1 pseudogene is annotated in these 487 nt (G+C 61.6%); it reads right to left on the bottom strand.

Annotation, left to right across the window (positions count from 1 at the left end):
- Positions 1–487, bottom strand: a pseudogene (locus IMZ11_RS43865) (histamine oxidase); the annotation flags it as partial.

Genomic DNA, 487 nt, shown 5'->3' on the forward strand with positions numbered 1-487 from the left:
CACCAGGTACTCATAGTTGGCCACCGTGACGTGGAACGACAGGGTGAGCCTGCGCATACGGCGCACTTCTGCGCCCGCGTCGTGATCGACGTGCTTCCACAGCACGGCGTTGTCTTCCTCATGGATACAGATCGCGTTGTTGATCGTGTACGGCTCACCGGCGCTGTTGTGCAACACCGCGTCCAGATAACGGATCTCACCGAGACAATCGCAGCCGAGCTCAAGTGAGGTGGTCATGAAGCCCAGGCCCCACTCACCGATGTCGAACGCCGTCCGACGGTAGTGGTCAACCGAGGAATCCCGGTACGGGACCACCATTTCGGCGAACGACATCCGATGTGCCACTGAGCGGTTCACGTCACCGTCGCGGTACCGCACGGTGTGCAGCGTCATCCCTTCGCGATGGTTGAACCCGACCCGCAGCGACCAGTTCTGCCACTGCAGCAGGTTGCCGTCCAAGCTGAACGACGGACCCTGCGCCTGTGTG

It is taken from the genome of Microtetraspora sp. AC03309, from assembly GCF_020826795.1.
GTDB lineage: Bacteria > Actinomycetota > Actinomycetes > Streptosporangiales > Streptosporangiaceae > Microtetraspora > Microtetraspora glauca.